This window comes from Pontibacter sp. LHS2 (assembly GCF_058932845.1).
Window position 1 is genome coordinate 339,347 of sequence record NZ_JBZYWG010000001.1, and the last position, 18,636, is coordinate 357,982.

At 40.0% G+C, this 18,636-nt stretch carries 15 protein-coding genes; all 15 read right to left on the reverse strand.

Annotated features, from left to right (window positions below; translation table 11 throughout):
- Window positions 1-22: 22 nt before the first annotated feature.
- The 15 genes from AC5FX6_RS01430 to AC5FX6_RS01500 all read right to left on the reverse strand — a co-directional run bounded on the left by AC5FX6_RS01430 (window position 23) and on the right by AC5FX6_RS01500 (window position 18,333).
- A complete protein-coding gene (locus tag AC5FX6_RS01430) occupies window positions 23-1,972 on the reverse strand; it encodes a T9SS type B sorting domain-containing protein (protein WP_493595242.1) in 1,950 nt (649 codons plus the stop codon).
- Between the two features lie 232 nt (window positions 1,973-2,204).
- Complete coding sequence (gene hutH, locus AC5FX6_RS01435) at window positions 2,205-3,710, reverse strand: histidine ammonia-lyase (protein ID WP_493595243.1); 1,506 nt, start codon at window positions 3,708-3,710, stop codon at window positions 2,205-2,207.
- A gap of 8 nt (window positions 3,711-3,718) precedes the next feature.
- The gene (gene hisS / locus AC5FX6_RS01440) at window positions 3,719-5,125 is read right to left on the reverse strand and encodes a histidine--tRNA ligase (RefSeq protein WP_493595244.1); all 1,407 of its coding nucleotides are present in this window, start codon (window positions 5,123-5,125) and stop codon (window positions 3,719-3,721) included.
- A gap of 56 nt (window positions 5,126-5,181) precedes the next feature.
- A complete protein-coding gene (locus tag AC5FX6_RS01445; protein WP_493595245.1) occupies window positions 5,182-6,564 on the reverse strand; it encodes an undecaprenyl-phosphate glucose phosphotransferase in 1,383 nt (460 codons plus the stop codon).
- A 101-nt stretch (window positions 6,565-6,665) separates the two neighbouring features.
- Window positions 6,666-7,937: an O-antigen ligase family protein gene (locus AC5FX6_RS01450; protein ID WP_493595246.1), complete on the reverse strand. Its 1,272-nt coding sequence runs from the start codon at window positions 7,935-7,937 to the stop codon at window positions 6,666-6,668.
- Entirely contained in the window at window positions 7,918-9,027 is a 1,110-nt protein-coding gene (locus AC5FX6_RS01455; protein WP_493595247.1) for a glycosyltransferase family 4 protein, read from the reverse strand. Before AC5FX6_RS01455 ends, AC5FX6_RS01450 begins: the two co-directional genes overlap by 20 nt.
- Window position 9,028: 1 nt before the next feature.
- On the reverse strand, window positions 9,029-10,099 hold the full coding sequence (locus AC5FX6_RS01460; protein WP_493595248.1) for a glycosyltransferase family 4 protein: 1,071 nt from the start codon (window positions 10,097-10,099) through the stop codon (window positions 9,029-9,031).
- 58 nt (window positions 10,100-10,157) lie between these two features.
- Window positions 10,158-10,925 (reverse strand): O-antigen ligase family protein, encoded by a 768-nt coding sequence (locus AC5FX6_RS01465; RefSeq protein WP_493595249.1) that lies wholly within the window; start codon window positions 10,923-10,925, stop codon window positions 10,158-10,160.
- Between the two features lie 491 nt (window positions 10,926-11,416).
- On the reverse strand, window positions 11,417-12,472 hold the full coding sequence (locus AC5FX6_RS01470; protein ID WP_493595250.1) for a glycosyltransferase family 2 protein: 1,056 nt from the start codon (window positions 12,470-12,472) through the stop codon (window positions 11,417-11,419).
- Window positions 12,453-13,307, reverse strand: a complete 855-nt coding sequence (locus AC5FX6_RS01475) for a glycosyltransferase family 2 protein (RefSeq protein WP_493595251.1) — start codon at window positions 13,305-13,307, stop codon at window positions 12,453-12,455. The genes AC5FX6_RS01470 and AC5FX6_RS01475 overlap by 20 nt, the downstream gene beginning before the upstream one ends.
- An 8-nt stretch (window positions 13,308-13,315) precedes the next feature.
- Entirely contained in the window at window positions 13,316-14,254 is a 939-nt protein-coding gene (locus AC5FX6_RS01480; protein WP_493595252.1) for a glycosyltransferase, read from the reverse strand.
- A gap of 42 nt (window positions 14,255-14,296) precedes the next feature.
- On the reverse strand, window positions 14,297-14,920 hold the full coding sequence (locus AC5FX6_RS01485; RefSeq protein WP_493595253.1) for a NeuD/PglB/VioB family sugar acetyltransferase: 624 nt from the start codon (window positions 14,918-14,920) through the stop codon (window positions 14,297-14,299).
- Window positions 14,921-14,930: 10 nt separating this feature from the next.
- On the reverse strand, window positions 14,931-16,013 hold the full coding sequence (locus AC5FX6_RS01490) for a DegT/DnrJ/EryC1/StrS family aminotransferase (RefSeq protein WP_493595254.1): 1,083 nt from the start codon (window positions 16,011-16,013) through the stop codon (window positions 14,931-14,933).
- A 2-nt stretch (window positions 16,014-16,015) separates the two neighbouring features.
- Window positions 16,016-16,789: a methyltransferase domain-containing protein gene (locus tag AC5FX6_RS01495; protein ID WP_493595255.1), complete on the reverse strand. Its 774-nt coding sequence runs from the start codon at window positions 16,787-16,789 to the stop codon at window positions 16,016-16,018.
- Window positions 16,790-16,902: 113 nt separating this feature from the next.
- Entirely contained in the window at window positions 16,903-18,333 is a 1,431-nt protein-coding gene (locus AC5FX6_RS01500; RefSeq protein WP_493595256.1) for a lipopolysaccharide biosynthesis protein, read from the reverse strand.
- Window positions 18,334-18,636 lie beyond the last annotated feature (303 nt).

Genomic DNA, 18,636 nt, shown 5'->3' on the forward strand with positions numbered 1-18,636 from the left:
GCGATGTCTGTACAGGTACCATTTAACGCAACAGTGTAATGGTGCCCGTGCGGCGCTGCGTCTGTCCGTTGAGAGCTGTCACGTTTAGTTCGTAGGCATAGGCCCCGGCGGGTTGTGGCTTACCCTGGTATGTGCCGTCCCAGCTGTTTTGCTGGGAGTCGGAGCTGAATACGACCTGCCCCATGTTATTGTATACCTTGATGTTGTAGGAAGTGATAAATCGGCCTTTTACCTCCAGCACATCGTTGAGTCCGTCGCCGTTTGGCGTGAATGCATTCGGGATATGCAGCTGCAATGGCTGCTGAATGACTATTATATTGGAATAGGAAGTGGCACTGCCACTTCCTGAAGTTACCCGAACACGGTAACGCAACTCCTGCAAATCGTTGCTTGGGTTGCGTTCGATGTAAGTATTTCCTGTAACAGGTATACTGCTGACAATGCGATTATCAGTGTCCAGAAGCTCAATGGTATACTGACCTACCCCATCCGGAAAACCAACATAGCCGGTCCAGCCCAACGTAATGACCGGACTATTTTCCTGTGGCAATGCAATCAGGAATACAGGGCAAGTAGTGTTACTTAGACTTGAGCTCCGCTCACAGGGATTGGTATAGCTAGCGCGGTAGCAAACCGGACTCAGTGGTTGCAATGCATCAACATGCTTCGTTTGCTGACTGATGATCAGGTCAGAAAATGGCTCGCCGTCGACGCTGCGCAGATAGCGAATCTGCTGTGCTGTCTGGCCATTTGGTACATTTAGCGAGAGTTGTATTTGGTTGGTCTGGTCATAGGTACTGTACAGGTAACCGGTGGGTGGCGTAGCTGTGGAAGTGGCCTGAACACAGCGAGACGCTGAGATCGACCGGCTCTGTCCATTATTCAGAATAGAGTTGACCTGGTAACAATAGTTCTGTCCGCAGCTCAGATTTCGGTCAGTGTATGTGGTGGTCGAGCTGTTCAGTTCCGCGATCAGATTACCATCGCGGTTTATGGTGTAGCGTTGTATAGCACCTGCTATACCTGACCAACTTAAGTTGGCCAATTCATTGCCTGTTTGCACGCCCAATACCAGGCTACTGACCGGGGCTGAAAATACTGAAAGCTGATTACCGCAATTATCTGTAGGGCGAAGTCTGAACTGTATGGGCTGCCGGGTATCTACATTGCCTATTCTGAAGTCAGGCCACCTGTTCTGGCTGAGTGGTGCGCTGGTATAAATGGCTTCAAAATTTCCAGTTGCAGTTATACGGCGCTCCAGCACGTAGCGATAGCCTGGCTGTAAATTTTCCAGTGTAAACAGTATCTCCCCGTCAACCGCTTCACGCAATACTTCCAGCTGTGCGATCACGGGCGTGGGAGGAGTAGGCAAAAGCGTTACCATATTCGAACTGCTCATTCCGCAAGCGCCTCCTGAATACTTGCCCCGTACGCTGATGGTATACGAGGGAGCCGTACCCTGATAGGTATAGAAAGCCTGCTCCCCGGCCTTTACATCTCTTACCACCGTATTGTCACCGTAATCGATATCATAAAGATCATACCCTACGTCAGCAATAGTCACTTGCACAGAGCGACTGGCACAGGCTTGTATTGTGAATTGAGGGGCAGGAGTGGCTACCACTTCAAATTCCAATGGTTCTATGGTCGTGCTGTTGCCGCCACCCCGGTTGATGATCTGCGTGATGATGTATTTGCCGGGATCCGTGTAGGTATACTGGAATCGGCCATCAGCACCACGATTTACCAATTCATCCTGATTAAAATTCTGAGGGTCAAATGCCTTCGGACCTGGATCATAAAAAGTCGTATACCGCACGTTTTGGTCGGTGCTACAATCCTCAAAAAAAACAGGTATACCTGCGCAGATTACCGTTACTGGTTGCCCATTCTGGAAAGCCCTAAAACAGCCTTCCTGCCCCAAAACAGGTATAGCAGCCAACAGGAACAATATGAAAAGCAGTAATCTCAAGCGATAGGTATAGGGTGTGCTACGAATATAGTCAAGCAAGTGATAGGAGAAAAGCCTATACTTAAATTTCAGGTATATGAAAACGCGTTGAGCAATCAGTTACCCGGGCCGTGAAAGACTGAATGAAGACGAGTGTCTAATTAATTTGATCTATCTGGTCAGTATGTATAAAAGAGAAATCCGCAGCAACTCAATGAGCTATTGCGGATTTCTGATAAATAACGAGAAAGGCCTACGCCATAAAAGCGGGTAAATGGCAGGCTCTGATAAAGTCCACACTGCGCTCCATATCCGGATGCATTATACGGTCAGTACTTACAAATGGAATTTGTTCACGGAAATCAGCCACAAGTTGTTCCAGTTGCACTGAGGTACGTAGCGGACGTCTGAATTCCATGGCCTGAGCGGCGTTCATGAGTTCAATAGCCAGCACACGTTCCACATTCTGCACCACTTTATACAGCTTTGTAGCGGCATTAGAGCCCATGCTAACGTGGTCTTCCTGACCATTTGATGACGGGATGGTGTCAATCGAGGCTGGTGTGCAAAGCTGTTTGGTCTGGCTCACAATGGAAGCAGCCGTATACTGCGTTATCATAAAACCGGAGTTCAAACCAGGTTCCGCCACAAGAAAGTCCGGTAAACCACGGCTGCCTGAGATTAGCTGATAAGTACGACGCTCGGATATGCTGCCCAGTTCGGCCAATGCGATTGCCAGGAAATCCAGTGCCAACGCCAAGGGTTGCCCATGGAAGTTACCCCCCGAAATGATTTCGTCTTCGTCCGGGAAGATGTTTGGATTGTCAGTTACAGAGTTGACTTCAGTCAAAATCACTTTCTCAGCATAGCGGATAGCGTCTTTAGAGGCTCCGTGTACCTGTGGGATGCATCGGAAGGAATAAGGATCCTGCACATGCTGCTTATACTGGCTGATCAACTCACTGCCCTGTAGCAGTTGTCGGAACGTAGCGGCCGTTTCGAGCTGACCCGGATGTGGACGGGCCTGATGGATGAGGTGGTTAAACGGCTCGATCCGGCCATCAAAGGCATCCAGTGAAAGAGCGCCCACCACATCAGCCATGCGCGATAAGCGGCGGCCTTGCAAAATGCAATGTATCCCATAAGCACCCATGAACTGGGTGCCGTTCAGCAAAGCGAGTCCCTCTTTTGCCTGTAGAGCAATCGGCTCCCAACTGAACATTTCCAGCACGTGGCGACTTTCCAGGCGGTAGCCCTGGTAATAAACCTCTCCTAAGCCGATCAGCGGTAGGCAAAGGTGTGCTAACGGAGCCAGGTCACCGCTTGCGCCAAGTGAACCCTGCTGGTACACGATCGGGTAAATATCGCGGTTATAGAAATCGATCAGGCGCTTTACGGTCTGCAACTGCACACCACTGTTACCATAGGCCAGCGACTGAATTTTGAGCAACAGCATTAGTTTCACCACTTCTGCCGGCACTTCGTCCCCCATACCACAGGCATGCGACATCATCAGGTTACGCTGGAGTTGTTCGAGGTTATCGTGGGAAATCTGTTTCTTGTAAAGTGAGCCGAAGCCGGTATTAATGCCATAGATACTGGCATCGGTGTTGGCGATCTTACGGTGCAGGTAGTTATAACAGTGTAATATGCGCTCCTCCGCTTCCTGTGACAAAGCTAGGGTATACCTGCGGCTAATGATTTCCTCAATTCGCTCCAGGCTAAGATGCTGGCTGGAGATATGGTGAACGTCGCTCATAGTTTGTTTTAATTTGCTTCAGATTTCAGCTGGGCAATGATGTCGTCGATGTAAAGCTCGTCTTGTTCGCCTGTCTGCATGTCACGCAGCTTCAGTTTGCCAGAAGCCATTTCTTCAGATCCAATTAGCAGCACAAACGGAATCTTCTTCTGGTCGGCGTAGCTCATCTGCTTTTTCAACTTGGCGGTTTCCGGATAAAGTTCCGAGGCTATACCTGCATTGCGCAGTTTCTGTAGCAATGGTAAAGCGTAGCGCTCAGATTCTTTGTCGAATTGCACGATCAGTACCTTAGTGCCCACCTCGCTGCTAGCCGGGAAGAGTTGCAATTCCTCGAGCACATCGTAAATGCGATCCACACCGAAAGAGAAGCCCACACCCGACACGCCTGGCATACCGAACATCCCCGTCAGGTTGTCATAACGGCCGCCTCCGCTGATGCTGCCCATGTTTGCATTGTTTACCTTCACCTCAAAGATACAGCCGGTATAGTAGGAGAGACCCCGAGCCAGTGTCACATCCAACTGCAGACGTGGCTGACCAGACAGATTTTGCGTTGTAAGGGCATCGCTGCCGAGATTATCCAGATATTCCCACACTTCCAGTAGGTCTTTCAAGCCACGTTGGCCTTCTTCTGTGCCGCCCAGCAGTGTTTGGAGTTGATCCAGTATCTCTTTGTTAGATCCTTTCAAATCATAAAGGGGTTCCAGCTTGTCAACAGCACTTTCGGCTATACCTCGCTCAAGCAATTCTTTACGCACCCCTTCCGCACCAATTTTGTCAAGCTTGTCGATGGCCACACAAATATCGCCCTCACGACCTTTTTCACCGATGGCCTCCGCTATACCTGCCAGTATACCACGGTGGTTGATCTTGATGGTGAAGTCTGTCATTCCTAAGCTTCCCAGCACCTCATCAATCATCTGCACAATCTCGGCTTCGCAAAGCAGGGAGTTGGTGCCTACCACGTCGGCATCGCACTGGTAAAACTCACGGTAACGGCCACGCTGCGGACGATCGGCACGCCATACTGGCTGAATCTGGTATCGCTTGAACGGGAAGCTGATCTCGTTGCGGTTCATCACCACAAACCGGGCAAAGGGCACGGTCAGGTCGTAACGGAGGGCCTTTTCAGATATCTTACGGGTCAGGTGTTTGGAACCCTGCTCGATGTCAGCGGCAGATGTCTTGGACAGAAAATCACCGGAGTTCAGAATCTTGAAGATGAGCTGGTCGCCCTCGTCGCCGTACTTACCGGTGAGTACGGAGAGCTGCTCCATGGCAGGTGTTTCGAGGGGCAGGTAGCCGAATTTCTCAAAGGTGCGCTTGATCACGCCAAATATATAGTTGCGCTTGACCACTACGGCGGGGCCAAAGTCACGGGTTCCTTTCGGTATAGATGGTTTTTCCTTGCTCATGTTTTCAACTTTGCAGGCGAAGTTACTAAAACAGGAGCAAATGAGTAGGTTGATTTTTAAAATGCATTGTCTTCACCGCGCAGCATGTTGTACACGGTATAAAAGACAATCTTCAGATCAAGGAAGAAAGACCAGTTCTCCAGGTAGAAAATGTCGAGTTTCACACGGCCACGCATCTGGTGTATCTCGCTTGTGTCGCCTCGGAAGCCACGCACCTGTGACAGGCCGGTTATACCTGGTTTAATGAAATGCCGCACCATGAACTTATCCACCAACGTGGAGTAGTACATGGTGTGGCTCAGCATGTGCGGTCTTGGCCCTACAATAGACATTTGCCCCATAAGTACATTAAAAAACTGAGGTAGTTCGTCCAAACTAGTTTTGCGAAGAATAGCACCAATAGGTGTAATGCGGGAGTCGCCTCTTTGTGCCTGCCTCGAATTAGCCTCACTGTTCACATACATCGTCCGGAGTTTCCAGCATTTGAATTTCTGGTTGTCAAGCCCAGAGCGCTCCTGCTTAAAGAAAATCGGTCCCTTAGAGTCAAGTCGGATCAGTATGGCCAGGACAGGAAGCACCCAGGACAGAATGAAAAGGATGACAAGCGATGAAAATAATATGTCGAAGGCACGCTTCAAGAACTTATTGATCGAATCGTCCAGCGGGATTGAGCGAAAGATTAGTACCGGTAGCATGTCATAGAAGTCTACCTGTAACTTTTGATAAGGCAGTCCACCTGGTTCAGGCAAGAATTTCAGGCGAATCAGGTTATTGTCAACAAAGCTCAGCAGCTGAACGATCTGGTGCTTCTGCAGTTCGAAGGGGCTGCAGTAAATCTCATCTACGTCATTTTGGGACACAAACTCCTCTATATCATCAATCTTACCAACCACACCAGGCTCCTGCGCATGCTTGTCATCAAAGAAGCCAAGAAAACGGTAGCCATGTTCTGGATGGTTTTTAAAGAAGCGACGCAACTCTTTGCCTGGAGTTGTATAGCCTATGATGATGACTTTGCGGTAATTGTAGCCTTTCTTTCTGTATAACCGGAGTGATGTAATAACGACAATACGCCACAGGATGACCAGGCTGGCCAGCATTAAATAATGATGTAGCAAAAAACTGCGGCTGTAGATAGGAGTATCCAGTATATTAAGGATCGCCTCTATCAAGATCAGATAAAGCAGCGTTACCTTCAGGACATTCGCGACTATTTTGAGAAGCCGTGTTACCCTATAAAACTTATAGATACCCAGTAAGCTCGTGCATATGAACCAGGCTAGAATACCATAAAGCAAGAAGCTTGCATAAGGCCGGGTAAAAAAGCCAATAAACGTCCCCTGTGTCAGCCAATAAGCACCTGCAGCCGAAATAGTTATGGCTACACCATCGCCTAACGCATGGATGGGTTTGATATATCGGGAGTACAGGCCGGGCATTTTTAATGTAGATTATAGTCCGAATGGGGAATATACAAAGATAACTATAAGCCAGTTTATTTTTAAACTAGTTTCAATCTTTAGAAAATTTCAGCATTTGATTAACCAAAGGCATTTTTTTCTGTCCTCTTTTTGGTATCTGCATATGCTAAGGCAATATTAAAGAGTGCGAAGAACGCAACTCCTTTGTTTCTACTTAGTGTAGATTCAGTCAGGCTTGTAAAACCAAAAAGGATAAGGAAACTAAAGTATAGGAGCTTATTTGTTCTAAGTGAGTGCTTTATACAAATAAAATACAACCCTATCATAATAAGGAGACCTACTACTCCTACCGATAACCAAATATCGAGGTAGGCATTATGTAAATCGTAATTGTTTTGGTATAGTACTTCGCTGTAATTTTTATCCTGATAGCATTTGTTCATTTGCGGTTGTACACTACCGGTGCCATAGCCAAAGACCCATTTTTCTTCCAAAAGCGCAGAGGCGCATGTTATGATGGCAACTCTGATATTAGTTGAATTATGGTGAATACCAATTGGCGGTGCTAAAGCAGTTGTTCGTATCTCCTCAAAACGACTATTTAACAGGGGGCTCTTAATAAGAACATAAACAGCCGAGAATATTAAACTCAAGCTTATTGCTAAAGTATAATAGCGCTTTGTTCTAAGTAAATAGCCAATTGACAACAAGGTAGAGATCAGGAAAAATGCGATCAGGGGGGAGCGAGCTGAGAGTAATAAGTTGAGGCTTATCAGGTATAATACAGTAATTGTTGCAGATACTATAGTGAGCCAATTGACTTTAGCTCTAAATTCATACAACAGATGCAAAATACTGAAAACAGCAAAAAAAATGTAGATGCTCAGGTAGGTGGGGTGAATATCAGAATATAGAGTAAAGCTATCTCTAAAAGACCCTTGTGTGACAAGAGTCAACAAGTCACTTTTTTGCAGATAGTTTATATATAAAAAGAACCAGGATTTAAAAGATAGCAGCAAAAGACCTGTAATAAATGCGAGAAGTATTTTGTGTAATACTTCTCTTGAAATACTGCTTGTAGCTATTATAACAGGGAGAATTAGCAGCGACAGTTTGATTTCTATGATTTTAACACCTGCCATAACATACTGCGAATACAGCAATGCAGCAGTATAAACCAAAAATATCGCTATAGTTGCTACAGAAATTTTCTGTGAAGTAAGCTCTTTAAATTTATCTTTTAGACCACCTTCCAGTAGCCAATTGGCTAATAATAGGAAAGTGAGGAGGTTGGTAATGAGGAAGTGAAAGGAAAGAAAAAAACCAAAACCTATCAATCCAACAACGAAAACTCTATGATGAACAGCAGACCTATCCAAACTTTTCAGCATATCTTGTCTCTACAAAGTTTCGGAAAGACGTGGTGAACTCAGTTCTGCTAAATCTTTCTGCATTTTTACGAATTTGAACAGGATCGAAAGAAGTTTTTCCCTGCTCAAATTCATGTATCGTGTTAATCAGACTATCCGGAGTTTGGTCTTTGAAAAACAGGCCAGTCTGGTGAGCTACTACTGTTTCCATCGCTCCTCCTTTGGCTAATGCTATGACCGGTGTACCACATGCCTGCGCTTCAACAGGAGTTATTCCAAAATCTTCGTCTGCAGCGAAAATAAAGGCTTTCGCCTTTTGCATATGTTTTTTTAACACAGCGAAAGGCTGAAACCCAAGCATTTCAATATTTGGGCCAGCCATATCCTTAATTTTTTTATACTCTGGACCGTCGCCTAACACTACCAGTTTCTTGTCAGGCATGCTATTAAACGCTGCGACTATAAGATCAACCTTTTTATAAGGAACTAACCTGGAGGCTGTAAAGTAATAATCACCTTTGTGAATTTCAAGATCAAAGTTATCTACATCTACTGGAGGGTAAATAACTGTTGCCTCTCGGTTATATAACTTTTTAATGCGATTAGCTATGTAATGTGAATTTGCTATGAAATGATCTACCCTATTAAGCGATGTTATTTCCCAAATTCTTAAATAATGAAGTACTAGTTTTGCAAAAACGCCTTTCAAACCACTTTTAAGATTAGAATCCCTTAAATACTGGTGGTATAGGTCCCAGGCATATCGCATAGGGGAATGGCAGTAGCATATATGCAATTGATTCGCATTAGTTATTGCACCCTTAGCTACTGCATATGACGAAGATATTACCAAATCGTATTCTGACAGGTCAAACTGCTCAACTGCCATCGGAAAAAGAGGCAAGTAGTTTCTATATTTCTTAGGTGAAAATGGAAGACGTTGGATGAAAGACGTTTTGATCTTTGCATTTTCCAAAGCAGAGCCTTTTAAGACTCCGTCGTTATAGATTAAAGTATGAATTGGACTAGGATACGTTTCGTAAATAGCTTCCAATACTTTTTCAGCACCCCCCACTAAAGGGATCCAATCATGCACAAGAGCAGTTTTCAATCTATTTATTTTTTAAAAGCTTGTTAATCAGAAGAGAGAGTTGGTGCGCTGATTTTTCCCATGAATAAGTACTGCTCTGCTCTTTACCTAAGATTGCCATTTCAGTTTTTAATTTGCTATTAGTCCAAACACGTCTGATGCTATTAGCAATATCTTCTGTGCTATAGGGATCTACATAAACTGCAGCTTCACCACACACTTCACGGCAGGATGCAATATCTGAAGTAATCACCGGACATCCAAAATACATCGCTTCGATATTTGGTAACCCGAAGCCCTCATAAAGCGAAGGATAAATGAAAGCTTCAGCATTTTTATAGAATGCTGCAAGTTGGGAATCAGTAACATATCCTAGTCTGAAGATTCTGCTATCTGGTGAATCTAACAGCTGAGAATTGTTCTCGGCAAAGTTTCTATTCTGACCACCAACTAGCAAAAGGTTTAGTTTTTCATCCTTCAATTGTTGGAACGCTGCTACTAGTCTATCAAAGTTCTTTCGAGGATCTTGAGAGGCTACAGCCAAAATATAGGGTTGATAGGCCTCAGTAATCTCGGCTCCGGATTCAGTCTTTATGTTTGCTGATACAGCATTATAAATAACTGTTATTTGATCCTCATCAAGCTTAAAGGCTTTCTGCAAGTCCTTTTTCGAGCTCTCGCTCACAGTTAAAACATGGACTGCATTGTTAATTATTTGGGGAATCAAAAAGTTATAAAAAGCACTAAAGCTTTTTGAGAACCATTGTGGATTCAGTTTGAATGCTATATCGTGTACAGTGACTATTTGATTTGAGTAAAGAAGCGGTGCCGTATTAGCTAAATTGAGTAGTAGGGGAGACCCTTTCGCTTTCAGGTAAAGTGGGAGCTCAAGTTGTTCCCATACATGTCCCTTCGATTTGCCTAAAGTTAATACTTCAAGCTTCATTGCAAGTTCAGTATGCAGTATATTTTTGGGAGCAACGAATTGTATAAAAGGGTATAGCTCCTTCAGTTGTAAGCATATCTCTAAAGCAAAACGCTGCACACCTGTTATGGGCTGTGTCAGAAAACGAGCATTGACAACTAACTTCACAGAATATTTAGGTTGATTCCCACGAAACTACGCATGAATGGGGAGGTTATACTATAAATTAGTTAAGTTTCGGTATATTTCTGAGAGAGGCAATCAAACCAAAGTAAAACCAGATAAAGAGTAAGGTAAAAGTAGGGAAAGCAATGAAGTAGACCAAAATTACAAGAAGCCCGTGCTTTAGGATTCCGGAATCATCAAGTGATGATTTCCTGAATAGAGAATAGATGAAAATACAAAATAACAGGAGCCCAATAAAACCTGTTTCGGATAGTAATTCAGCGTATATATTATTGGGAATCACTTTAAATCCATCGTTATCAAACCTCTTATCGACGCTATACTGTTTGTAATGAAGCGCGAAATTTGACATACCTACACCAAAAATAGGATTTGACTTACTGATGTTTACTGAGGTATAGAGCGTATTTAGCCTGTCTGCTTTCGAATAGGAAGTTTGATCAATCTGCTTTGTGTTCGCAAATACTTTGTCTACTGTAATAGCACGGAAGGCTTGAAATTGAAGAAGTAAAATCAATGTAACTAATCCGAAGGCTAACACCAATACTAATTTTGGTAGGTTCTTACGATCAAAGTAAGTACTAAAATAATGTAATGTGAGAAACAAGATTAGGCATAGAATTGAAATGGTAGATACAGTTGTGATGAGGGACACAAAGAAAAATAAAGCAGATTTATAATGTGCAGTGTAAAGCGCTATTATACCTGCGACCAATAAAAAGAGCCCCATGTAATTGCCTTCTTTGAAGGTCCCACTTCTAATAACCACATGTCCAAAAAAGTCAACGACTTGAGGGAATTCATCCATGCCGGGTAGCTTCAATACCGGCAAATTTAAGAAGCTAGATAAAAATAGATACCAGGCATAGACTGATGCTATAATTGCACCATACCGGAAAGCTTTTAGAAATCTGTAAGGGTTGTTGGTAAGGGCATTTGATGATATGATAAACGCCAGATACGCTAATAATATATAGGCTAGCTTAAGAAGACTATCAAACTTATATCCAAATCTACTTTCGTAATTATTGAGTGGATAGTCATACGTCCAAAATAAGTTAATAAATGTAGAAGCGACAACAAATAGAATAAAGACAAGCAGATATACGTGGTTACTCTGATTAAGAGTATAAATTCTTAGCTTGCCTTTAATGAGTATCAGTAAAAAAATGACACCTAGAGCAATCTCTGAAATTTTGAGTGGAAAACCTATCGAGAAGGTTAGCGCATAGCTGAAAGCAAGGAAAAAGAAGAATATAGAAATTAGACTATTATCGTATAAGTGTAATTTGGACGACTTCATTTAAACCCTCCTTCCTTATTAAGAATTATGTCAACAAGCATTCTTAATCTCCCAAACTGTTTTCTCCTTATTCTATTAATGGCCACACCCAAAAAAGATGCATAAACTAACGGCAGTGCTACCGGAAAAAAACGCTTAGTGAATAACAATCTGTTTCTTAATGAATAATAGTCTGCAAGCTTACTTTTTTCTGTTTTATTAGAGGTGCTTATACTGGCGCCTTCTTTATGGTATACTTTTGAAGCAGTGCATACATCTATTGACCAACCTTTCTTTTTGCCCCGATAGCTCCAATCCAATTCTTCAAAATAGAGGAAGTAGTCATCCTGCATGTTGCCAACATCCAATAAAAATTGCTTACTGATAAACATGGAAGCCCCTACTATGTAATCTGCATCAGGAATACGCTTTAAGTCATATTGACCATTATCCAAAGTGTTTCCGCCAATGTGACCTGTTGTACATAGCCAAGGATTATACTGCCCTGCAACAGCCTGAATCACTGAAGGGTTATGGTAATAAAGCAATTTAGACCCGAGTATTCCGATTTTGGAAGTAGCTGATTCAAAGTGTTTAACTAAATGAGACAAAGCTGCTCTGTCAACAACCGTGTCATTGTTTAGTAGCCACACATAATCAGCATCGGCACGCAACAAAGCGAAATCGATCCCTACATTATTGCCAGCTGCAAAGCCTCCATTTTCACCAGCTTGGATGAATACTACTTGGGGTAAGTCAGTTACATGCTGGGCAGCATAAGTAGCCTTCTGTTTGTCATAAAGTACATAAGAAATTGGTTTGTCTACAATGGGGTATACCAATGATTGGATGACGCTATTGTCAGATGTATCTGCATGGCGGTCCCCGTTTGCCCATTCTTCTATAAAGTTCAGTGAATTATTGGGAGAGCTGTTATCTACAACTATTACCTGATAATTATTGTAGTTTAGCTTTAATACACTTTCAAGGCATTCGATCGTGTCATGCCATCCATTGTAATTAACTAAGATGATGTATGCTTTAGGGAAAAAATTATTTTTTGTATTTTCCAAACCTATTATTTTTATAGTCTAGGTATCCCTCGATTACACTTTTAATTTTCTTGAGTTTACTGTTTTCAAATAGTAAAAGCTTTACAAATTCTTTTATATTATTACGCTTCTCACTTTTATAAAAACTAGGGAAAATATCCTTATACTCTTTAAGTAATGTTAAACGGTTACGGGTAATGTAATACCTTCTAACAGGATTGTGATGCGAGGCAGTAAAATCTAAACCTAAAAAATTATGCTTTTTTAGATTACCTAGAATATGTTCTAAATGAATATCATTATTGATAATGATCTTATAATTTTTTAGCCTTAGTCTAAGGCAATATTCATAATCAACGTAATCAATAAAAAAATCTTCTCTAAATGGCCCTGTGTTCTTGTAAGCATTAAGATTCAGTAGGTTGCCTGATGTTATTACAGATTCAACTTCTTCGATACTTTGAGGAAGATCATTAAGAGTTATGCCGGGCAATTTATATCTAGGGGCAATGATTCCGATCTGATCTTTTTCTACCAGATTAGTAGTTACTAGAAGTTTTTCTACCATCCTATCACTTCCCTGGCTATCCTGATCCATTGTTAGTAGCCATTCATACCCTTCTTCAAGTGCTTTAGAAGCAGCAACATTAAGAGCATGGGCTATACCCTGGTTTTGATAAAGCGGTATGTACTCTATATTGTATTCAGAGTTTATAATATTACTGATTAGATGAGAAGAAGTAGTTTCAGAATTGTCAACTATGTACAATTTTGCAAGACTACTAATATATGAATGTATATTCTTGACAACTTCAATTGTCGGATTGAACAGTACAACAACTCCAGCTATTTTCATTCTTTAATTTATTTCGCTGCTTGTTTTCTCCCCCTGATTTTTTTTATGATTTGATATGTATGCTTAGGGCTTGGAGAATATACAAGTGGTATCAAAACAGCTGCTGTTGCTAAGTCAAAATTCAATAAAAGTGATTTTTTTGCATGAGCAATAGCAGCCTTTCTATCATTGTTTTGAATGTGAATGATAGATATGCGCTGATAGATTTTGCTTATTAGCTTATTTATTTGTTTGCTATATTTAAAATTAAAGTGGCTATTAATGGATTCAAATGTACTAATATCTCTTAAATAAGCTTGTTCAAGTTTTTTTGAAGTTGATACAGCATTATAAATCGTACCTCCTTCATGAATTCTGTAAACAGCCATTACTTCATCAATAAAAGCGATTTTACCGTGTGCCGCATTCAGTATGTGTAATACCCAGTCGCCTGCACCAGTCTTTAAGAAGAACTCTGGAAAATTAGGAAACAGCCGATTACGAAAAATGCATGATGCGGTACAAATAAAGTTCTCAATAAATAAGTCTTCTATTGTAGAAACAGGTTTTTGATTTATGTTAGATTTTCTTGTTTCACCAGTTGTTTCATTGTTGATTGATGCAGCATGAAACGCTATACTGAAATCGCTTCTTTTGTCTAAAAAATCTACTTGACGTTGTAGTTTGTTCTTATTTGTCCAATAGTCATCGCCCTCACATAAAGCAATGTACTCCCCTTGACAAGCATTTAAAGTCTCATGGAAGTTCGTCATCATACCAAGATTCGCTTTTGGTAGTAATAACTTGATCTTATCTGGGAATCGACTTTTATATTCTAAAAGAATATCTCGTGTATTATCAGTTGAGCAATCCTCTCCAATGACTAGCTCAAAATCAAAATTTGTCTCCTGCATCATTACACTTTCTATTGCTTGAGCAATAAAAGGTTCATGATTATAGGTAATCATACAAACACTTACTTTCACTGATATTTTAAAATTTTATAAGGCTCAAATTAGTTTGCGTGCTGGCACTCCCACTACAGTAGTGTTATCTGGAACATCCTTTGTAACTACAGCTCCAGCCCCAACAATTGAATTCCTACCTATTCTGATTTTAGGTAAAATAGTGGCGCTAGCCCCGATGCTACTGAATTCCTCTATTATAGCTCCACCTGTAATAATCGCCCCAGGAGAAATTTCAGCATACTGACCAATGTATACATCATGATGAATTAATACACCAGCATTTATCAAAGCACCTTCTCCAATGGAAACGCTGTTGGTAATAACAACTCGCGACATAATATTAATACCTTCACCTAAATATACTTCACATTTTCCGATACTTGCTTCAGTAGATATTACTGATTTTAAAACCCCACCTATATTCTGGAATCTTTGAGAGAGCATGTGCCTTAATTTTGGATTTCCTAGCCCTATTGCAAACTCGTTCTGTCTTTGAAATAACTCTTCAACCTGTTTTTGAGTTCTTAAAATAGGATATTTATTATAAAGGGTGGGAGGTGTATTTACAGTTACATCATCGAAGAAATAGACCTCATGGTGATGATCGTTGTGTTCTATTACACTTAAAATATCTTTGGCATGTCCCTTCGCTCCAATGATTAGCATATAGTTACATTTAATAATTTTGAGCTCTTAATAGGGCTCTTGAAATCATATCTATTTCTTCGATAGACAGATCATGATACAGAGGAAGGCACAATACTCTTGTAGAAATATCACTAGAAACCTTAATGTTATGCTCAGAATGTATATAAGGAAGAGTTTCTAATGAAGGGTAAAAATACCTTCGAGGATATACGTAGACTCCATGTAATGCTTCTATTGCTTTTAGCAAGTCCAATTCACTTTCAAACACAACTGCATAATAAGCATGATTGAAATCCGCATTTGGTTGTATAAAAGGTTTTGCTACTCTCAAATTTCGAAGCATGGAATCATACCTTTCTGATAATGCTTTCCTTTTTTGAAGTATGGAAGGAACATACTTTAAGTTGCATAGGCCCATTGCAGCATGGAATTCACTGTTCTTCCCATTGATTCCAACACCATAGAACTTTTCAGGTCCGTTATGACCAAAGTTGCGCATATAAGCTATTTCCCTTGCAACATTAGCATCATGAGTTATAATAGCTCCGCCCTCAGTTGTGTGAAATAATTTCGTAGCATGGAAGCTTAAAGTACTTACATCGCCAAAGTTGAAAACTGACTTGTTGTTGATATTCGTGCCAAATGCATGAGCACCATCATATATTACTCGCAGGTTATGCTTGGCAGCTATCAATGAGATGGCCTCAACATCGCATGGGTTTCCATAAACATGCGTTGCTAATATAGCTGTTGTTTGAGGTGTGATAGCTGCTTCAATTAGGCTAAAATCAATATTTAAAGTTTTCGGGTGAATGTCAACGAATACTGGTTTGCAACCCTCCCAAACTATACTACTTGTAGTAGCGACATATGAAAAAGGTGTTGTTATAATTTCGCCAGTAAGCCCTAAAGCTTTAATAGCTATTTGTAAAGCTATAGTCCCATTGCTAACGAAAAACAGATGAGGAACTTCAAAGTATTCCTTCAACTTTAATTCTAACTCATTAACAAGCGGTCCATTATTTGTTAACCATTCTCTACTCCAAATTCCGTTTAGATATTCGTTAAATTCTTCTCGGGGAGGAAGAAAGGGTTTAGTAACATTAATCATCTTTATTTCGAAACTATATATAATACTGAGTGGATATCTATACCATTGGAAGTGAATTCCTGAATACTGAAATCTTCTACTGTTAATTCTTTTACCTTAAACCCGGCTTCATGCAATCGGTTTTTATAGTCTACTTTGGCATAAAGACGGATATGATCATTCTGGCCAAATCTTCGCCATTTCTCACTCAGTCTATTTTCTGAGGGATCTTCATCTGTGATATTTACGGATTTGAAGATTGGTACCATAGCTATTCCCCAACCCTCAGGCTTGAGTACCCTATAGAGTTCATTCATGGCTTTTTTGTCATCAGGGACATGCTCTAAGACATGGGAGCAAATAAAAATGTCGTAGGTATTGTCAGCATAAATATCCATGTTAGTTAAATCTACTTTGTCATCTACATTTCTCATAAATAAATCAGCAGAGCGATAATTTATGTTTTTGTAACTTCTGATGAAAGATGCTAAACTAGCTGAAGGTGCTATGTCTAATAATTTGTAAGATTGACTTGGAATCAAAATTTTGTTAAGGTAGAGTGCGTATAATCTTTCTCTATCTGAACCGCCACAGTGAGGACAACTATACTGGCTTATATTTAGTGTCTCAGCATCAGATAAAGAATAGGGAAACCCATATTTCTTTATCTGATGCTCATATATGTGTGAGATTGGTTTAAAACGTTTTAATTTATTCTTGCATAGTATACAACTATAATTTGGGCTTACTATACCTTCCAATCTATGTTTAATTTTAATAAGTTTGTTTAAAACCATAGTCGTTTAAAGAAGACAGTAATGGACTCTTTTAAGCCAAGTAGATATTGGAACAAAGATTGTGTGACTTATAGAAACTTTTTAACTTAATAACATAAATCAAAATTAATGGCTTAAGCTTTACTGAACTTGAAAGTTGATATTTTATTTCTTAAAATTTTTAACGCCTGCGAACTTATAATATAGTTTATTACAAGATAACTTACTGTTACTACGGTAGTCTCTATTATGAGTCTGGCAAATAGTGGTAATGAAAGCGAGCTATTTAGTATAAGACCTATTGTGCAAGCAACAAATGCGGCAAAAAAATAAGGTGTAACTAATTTTACCTGATCTATTAATGAAATTTTGATTTCTTTGCTTACAAAGTGCATGTTAATTAAGACAGCAAGCGTAGAGAAAATCAGAAGACCGTAAAGGAAAGCCATGATTCCAATTTGAAAGCCAATAATAAACACGGCTAAGAGAATGAATTTTTTAATTAAATCAAGTCTTAAGTAGGCTTTAGATTTGCCTAATCCACTAATAACATTGACCATTACGGAACTTAAAGGGTAGGCAAATCCACCCAAAACAAGTATTTTAAAGTAATCTACTGATTGTAACCATTTATTTCCAAAAAGGATTACAATGATGCTTTCAGAACTAACAAATAGAATACTTAGTAGACCTAATGCTGCGAAAGACACAATGGCAAGTACTATTAGGTACATTTCTTTAACTTTAGTTGGATTATGTTGATTCCTGCTAATAGCAGGAAAAAACACTTTCATAATACTACCAGCACTATAGTGGATAATTAAACTATTCAAAGATTGCGCTCTTGTATAATAACCTAATGAAGCTGGTGTAAAAAGTTTACCAATAATCATAACATCGAGCCTCGAGAAAATTACTTCGAGTACATTTGGTAGAAATATTCTGGAGCCATAACTCCATAATTCTTTTATACTGTTCAAATTAAAGCATAATATAGGTCTCCAATTAGATCCTAACCATATCAGAACAGTAAAAACTAAGGCATTCATAATGCTCTGTACAATCAAGCTCCAAACCCCATAATCATTGTAGGCCATTAGAATTCCAATGATACCAGAAATAACAACTGCTATCAATCTGAATATAGCTAGAGGTTTGAGATTGATAGCTTTTAAATACTTCGTATTTTGAATTATCGAGAACGAATTGATCAAGAATAGAAAAGAGGCTCCTTTAACCAAATCTGAAATCAATTCATTCTCATAGAATATAGCGATAAGATCAGATAAAAAATAAAATAGGCAGGTAAGTGCAAAACCGAAGATGATGTTTAAAAAGAACACTGTCGAAAATTGTTCTTCAGTAACTTCTTGTTTTTGAATTAAAGCTGTACTAAATCCAATATCCATAAATACTTGTGAAAAGCTCACAAACACCATAACCATACCTACTAATCCAAAATCTTCAGGTGCAAGGATACGGGCAAGAAATATTGATACTATGAAGGTGATGCCTTGGTTTAAAAACTTATCAGTTAAATCCCAAAAAATGCCTTTTATCAGCATTATTAATACAGCTTGGTTAAAATTTTATAATTCAAATAATGCTGATAAAAGCTTATTAAGTAAGAGTAATTCTCTTTTGAGTGTATCAAATATAGTGAATCTATTACCCAAATTCAAAGACAAGAATAGTAGTGAAAGATGTTAGCTTCTATTAAGTTATTTTAGTTTCCATTATGCTTTAAAAGATTAAAACATTAATGCTTTAAATGTATTCTATGAAGATCGCTAATAGTAACCTTTATAGGCTTGATAATTAATAATATGTTTAAATAGATCTCTACCATCGAAATTCATTGAATCACC